Origin of the sequence: Stenotrophomonas sp. HMWF023 (genome assembly GCF_003060985.1) — a bacterium.
In the GTDB taxonomy this organism is placed as follows: Bacteria; Pseudomonadota; Gammaproteobacteria; order Xanthomonadales; family Xanthomonadaceae; genus Stenotrophomonas; species Stenotrophomonas lactitubi.
This window is the reverse complement of the sequence record NZ_QAIJ01000287.1, coordinates 1-4,715: the sequence shown is the minus strand read 5'-3', so window position 1 is coordinate 4,715 and position 4,715 is coordinate 1. Positions and strand designations below refer to the sequence as shown.

Genomic DNA, 4,715 nt, shown 5'->3' with positions numbered 1-4,715 from the left:
GATCTGCACCACCTGGCTGCCACGCGCACGCAGCACGCGCAGTGCACCGGCGGCCTGGCGGCCACAGCCGATCGCCAGCGTGGGCGCCTCGGCAGCGAGGGACGCGAACGCCTCGCCGTAGCCGTTCACATCACCGGGCAAGCGCCGCGGCGACAGCCAGCGCCACGGGGCGCGGGGTTGCAGAACCAGGGGGCGGTGGCTGCCCAGGCGCAGCGCCGTCGCCAGCGCGACCGCCTGGCGGACATTACCGGCACGGCCATCGGTGACCGTCCATGGCGTGCTCGATCGTTTCACCATTGGCATTAATTCGTTTCAATCCTGCTGGGTGTTGCAACAGTCGCGACACTCTACACTGCGGATCGACGTTTCGCCCCGCGCCGCCCGCGGGCACTGACCTTAGCCGCCCTGGAGATCCACGATGTCCCACGCGCTCGACGCTGCTGCACTGGACCAGTTGTTCCGCACCGCCCGTACCCAGAACGCCTTCCTCGACAAGCCTGTCGAAGACGCGCAGCTGCACGCTCTGTACGACCTGCTGAAGTGGGCGCCCACCGCCGCCAACGGCAGCCCGGCCCGCTTCGTGTTCGTGAAGTCGGCCGAAGCCAAGGCCAAGCTCGCACCGGCGCTGTCCGAAGGCAACCACAACAAGACACTGGCCGCCCCGGTCACCGTCATCGTGGCCTTCGACCAGGACTTCCACGAGAAACTGCCGTACCTGTTCCCGCACACCGATGCCAAGGCCTGGTTCGACGGCCCGCGCGAAGGCCGCCATGAAGGCGCGTTCCGCAACGGCAGCCTGCAGGGCGGTTACCTGATCCTGGCCGCACGCGCGCTGGGCCTGGATGCCGGCCCGATGTCCGGCTTCGACAACGCCAAGGTCGATGAAGCCTTCTTCGCCGGCACCAGCATCAAGTCGAATTTCCTGGTCAACCTGGGGTACGGTGACGATTCGGGCCTGTTCCCCCGTCTGCCGCGTCTGTCCTTCGACGAAGCGGCGCGCATCGCGTAAGTCGCTGTATCGGTTTCGGGCCCGCCCGCCGTGGCGGGCCGTTGCTGCACTGTGTTCCCACCCTACGATCCGGAGAGTTCCTGAGATGAGCGCCACCCGTAAACTGCTGCTGCCGCTGGCCCTGACCCTGGCCATCGCCGCCTGCTCCAAGCCGGCCGACACCGCCGCCCCGGCCGCCGATGCTGCTGCCCCGGCCACCACTGAGCAGGCTGCCACCACCCCGGCCGCCGACGCCGCTGCTGCTGCCCCGGCGGCTGCCGCCATCACCATCGCCTCGGGCACCTACAAGCTCGACCCGACCCACACCGACGTGCTGGCGCAGTGGAGCCACTTCGGCTTCTCCAACCCGAGCGCGCACTTCGGCAATGCCGAAGGCACCCTGGTGTACGACGCCACCGACGTCACCAAGTCCACCGTGGAAGTGAAGCTGCCGCTGAGCGGCCTGAACAGCTTCACCGCCAAGTTCGACGAGCACCTGAAGAGCGCCGACTTCTTCGACGCTGGCAAGTTCCCGGCCGCCAGCTTCAAGAGCACCAAGGTCGAATCGGCCGGCACCAACAAGCTGACCGTCACCGGCGATCTGACCATCAAGGACATCACCAAGCCGGTGACCCTGGATGTGACCGTCAACGGCGGCGGCGAGCACCCGATGGCCAAGGTTCCGGCTGCTGGCTTCGATGCCACCACCACGATCAAGCGCAGCGATTTCGGCGTCGGCGCCTACGCCCCGAACGTCAGCGATGAAGTGAAGATCCGCATCACCACCGAAGCCACCGGCGAGAAGCCGGCTGCTTGATGCAACATCCCGCTCACTCGTCGTGAGAAGGCAGAAGGCCCGCTGAAAAGCGGGCCTTCTTTTTTGCGTGCTCCGGTAGGTGCCGACCTTGGTCGGAACACAATCAATCCGCAGGCCAACCAAGGTTGGCCACTACCGGGTATGCGCGCTCAGCGCAGCGTACCCAGCCACGCGGCCGACGCTTCGCTCGGGCTCTGCTTGGCCTTCACCACCAACCCGCTCGCGCGCACGAACGTCTGCGCGGCCTGTGCCACCACCTGGCGGGCGATCAGCGCGGCCTGCCTGGTAGACGCCTGCTGCTTGCGCAGCTGCACGATATGCACCGACGGGCGACCGACCGGCGCGTACTTCTGGTCGCGGCGCAGGATGTCCGCCACCTGTGCCACTTCGTGTTCGGCCTGCAGGTAGCGGTGCTGGGCCTCGACCAGCTCACGCAGCGGTGCGCGCGCCGCTGCCGGGTCGGCGAAGGCAGACAGCGCTGCGTCGCAGGCGGTGTCGTCGGCCAGGCGGGTACGCAGCGTGTCCACGCCGCTCAGGGTCAGTTTGCCCACGTGGGGCCTCGTTGGTGCAGGAAAGGAGCGCGATTGTCGCATGGGGTCGCGGTTACCATGGCGGCCGCACTGAACCACGGAAGGCAACACCATGCAGGAAGCGCAGTACTGGCTTGGCGAATTCTGGACCGGCCTGAGCGTGCTCGATCTGATCGGCGGCAGCGTGCTGGGCACCCTGTTGGGGCTGGCGCTGGGCATCTTGGCCTGGCGCTGGCTGCATCGACGCGGCTGGCTGCGGCGACAGCGGCGTTGGCACCACGGGCTGCTGGCCTCGTATGTGGTGCTGCTGCCGTTGCTGGTCGCGTTCTTCGGCCTGCAGCTGGGCTTCACCGCCGGCGCGCACCGCGCGCTGTTCAAGCAGCTCGATCACTTCCAGCCGCACCTGCAGACAATGGTGGAAGGATGGAGTAGCGGCTTCACCGCTTCGCTGGAAGACGAGCGCATGCGTGCAGCGCTGCAGAGCCAGGGCACGGTGGGTGATGTTGCGGATTCGCTGGCCGCGATCTACCTGAGCGAGCATCCGCTGCCCGGTGTGGATCACCTGGGTGACGGGCCGATGGCCCGTGGTGTGGGCTGGGTAATCGGCAAGGTGCGCGCGGGGCTGCTGCGCGCGATGGTGGAAGACACGCTGATCGACAAGGCCGGCACGGTCGGCCTGGAACCGAAGATGGTGCGCGAGGCACTGACCATGCGTATGGATGAGCTGCTGCATACACGTGGCGTGCTGCGGCTGGTGAAGGCGCAGATCAACGGCATGATGCCGGGCGTGTACCTGGGGTTGCTGCTGCCGCTGGCGATCATCGCGCTGCTGGTGGCGCTGGAGATCTGGGCCGCGCACCGGTTCGGGTGGGCGCGTGGGGCTGCGCCCCGCGCTCCTGTAGAGCCGAGCCCATGCTCGGCTCATCGCGCGTAGCGCGAGGGCGGATAGAACAGCAGCCGAGCATGGGCTCGGCTCTACATAGTCAAAGGCGTGCGGACCAACGGTCCGCACCTACCGTTTTGCGGTCAATCGCCGTCCTGTTCGTCCGGGTGCGCCTTCCAGTAACCGGTCGAGCGGATCCAGTCGCGTGGCACGCCCAGGTGGCCTTCGATGAACTTGCGCATCATCCGTGCGCGGCGCGATTCGGTGGCGATCCAGTAGAACGCATCGCCCTCCGGCGCCTCGAAGTCGGTCAGCATGTCTTCCAGCAGCGTGCTGCTGGCCGCCGGGAAGCCATTGCGCTCCAGCCAGTGGATGCGCACGTTCTCATACTGCGGCAGATCCTGGCGCTCGTCCTCGTCGGCCACTTCGATGTACGCCTGCACCTGCGCGCCTTCGGGCAGCACGTCCAGCCAGCGGGCGATGGCCGGCAGCGCGGTCTCATCGCCAATCAGCACATAGGCGTCGTAGCTGTCGGCAACCACGAACGAACCGCGCGGGCCGCCAATCACCAGCGTGTCGCCGGCCTGTGCGCGCTCGGCCCATGGCCCGGCAATGCCCTGGTCGTGCAGCACGAAGTCGATGGCCAGCTCGCCGGTTTCGTGGTCCCACCAGCGCGGGGTGTAGTCGCGTGCCGGCGAAGGCTGCTTGCCTTCCGGATAGCTGCGGCCCTCGGCGGTCAGCACCGGCAGCACCATTTCACCGCTGGCGTTAGGGAAGAACAGCTTGATGTGGTCGTCGGCGCCGGGCGAATCGAAGCCGGCCAGGTCGTCGCCGCCCAGCACGATGCGGCGCATGTGCGGGGTGACAGTCTCGGTGCGCAGCACCGTCAGTTCACGGAAGCGCACATCCAGGCGCAGGCGCGAGTTGTGATGTTCGGTCATGGGGGTACCTGTCAGAAGGTCGCGCGGGGGCGCGCGGCATGGGGGAAGACCTGGCTGGATTCAGTCTGGCTGGGTCGTAGAAAAGGGAGAGGACACGTTGCCGGCCTGGCCATTGATCAGCGCCGACGCGCGTGTCAGCAGCGCGGCCACCTGCTCGGCTTCGCCGTCGGCCCAGCGCCCGTGGTGGTGCACCAGCGCCAGCTTGAACTCGCGCAGCGCAGCGGCCAGTGGCGCCGGCAGCGAGGCCTTGGTGATCTCGCGGGCGCGGTCGAACGCGCGTCGCTGCGCCAATCGCACCTGGGTGCGCTGCACCTTCAGCTCGAACTCGCCGGCGGTGGTGATGCGGAACACACGGCGGCCGTCCACCTCTTCCGACTCCACCCAGCCGGCCTGCTCGAAGCTGGCCAGCAGCGGGTACATGGTGCCGGCACTGGGGGTGTAGGCCTGCATGAACATGGTGCTGATGTGCTGCATCAACTCGTAGCCGTGGCGCGGCTGCTCGCCGATCAGCGCCAGCACCAGCAGACGCAGGTCGCCACGGCTGAGCACGCGCGGC

The 4,715-nt window shown here is 67.6% G+C and carries 7 protein-coding genes; 3 read left to right on the top strand and 4 right to left on the bottom strand.

What is annotated here, in order from left to right:
- Positions 1-297: ELM1/GtrOC1 family putative glycosyltransferase (locus DBR20_RS23375; protein ID WP_258223397.1), on the bottom strand; the 297-nt coding region annotated here is incomplete at its 3' end.
- Positions 298-418: 121 nt separating this feature from the next.
- On the opposite strand from DBR20_RS23375, the gene DBR20_RS16240 reads away from it, so the two are divergent.
- A complete protein-coding gene (locus DBR20_RS16240; RefSeq protein WP_089238298.1) occupies positions 419-1,009 on the top strand; it encodes a malonic semialdehyde reductase in 591 nt (196 codons plus the stop codon).
- 85 nt (positions 1,010-1,094) lie between these two features.
- On the top strand, positions 1,095-1,805 hold the full coding sequence (locus DBR20_RS16235; RefSeq protein WP_108266937.1) for a YceI family protein: 711 nt from the start codon (positions 1,095-1,097) through the stop codon (positions 1,803-1,805).
- 149 nt (positions 1,806-1,954) lie between these two features.
- Here the strand turns inward: DBR20_RS16235 and DBR20_RS16230 are convergent, their stop codons facing one another.
- Positions 1,955-2,356 carry a hypothetical protein gene (locus tag DBR20_RS16230; RefSeq protein ID WP_089238302.1) on the bottom strand — a complete coding sequence of 134 codons (402 nt, stop codon included), beginning with the start codon at positions 2,354-2,356 and terminating at the stop codon, positions 1,955-1,957.
- Between the two features lie 91 nt (positions 2,357-2,447).
- On the opposite strand from DBR20_RS16230, the gene DBR20_RS16225 reads away from it, so the two are divergent.
- Positions 2,448-3,269: a hypothetical protein gene (locus DBR20_RS16225; protein ID WP_108266935.1), complete on the top strand. Its 822-nt coding sequence runs from the start codon at positions 2,448-2,450 to the stop codon at positions 3,267-3,269.
- A 92-nt stretch (positions 3,270-3,361) separates the two neighbouring features.
- On the opposite strand, the gene DBR20_RS16220 is transcribed toward DBR20_RS16225, so the two are convergent.
- Both DBR20_RS16220 and DBR20_RS16215 read right to left on the bottom strand, forming a co-directional pair.
- Entirely contained in the window at positions 3,362-4,159 is a 798-nt protein-coding gene (locus tag DBR20_RS16220; RefSeq protein ID WP_108266933.1) for a siderophore-interacting protein, read from the bottom strand.
- A 60-nt stretch (positions 4,160-4,219) separates the two neighbouring features.
- On the bottom strand, positions 4,220-4,715 hold a 496-nt coding region (locus DBR20_RS16215; protein ID WP_258223396.1), incomplete at its 5' end, for a PadR family transcriptional regulator.

Coding starts and splice junctions, on each gene's coding strand:
- DBR20_RS16240 (WP_089238298.1), top strand. CDS start 419: ATGTCCCACGCGCTCGACGCTGCTGCACTGGACCAGTTGTTCCGCACC.
- DBR20_RS16235 (WP_108266937.1), top strand. CDS start 1,095: ATGAGCGCCACCCGTAAACTGCTGCTGCCGCTGGCCCTGACCCTGGCC.
- DBR20_RS16225 (WP_108266935.1), top strand. CDS start 2,448: ATGCAGGAAGCGCAGTACTGGCTTGGCGAATTCTGGACCGGCCTGAGC.
- DBR20_RS16220 (WP_108266933.1), bottom strand. CDS start 4,159: ATGACCGAACATCACAACTCGCGCCTGCGCCTGGATGTGCGCTTCCGT.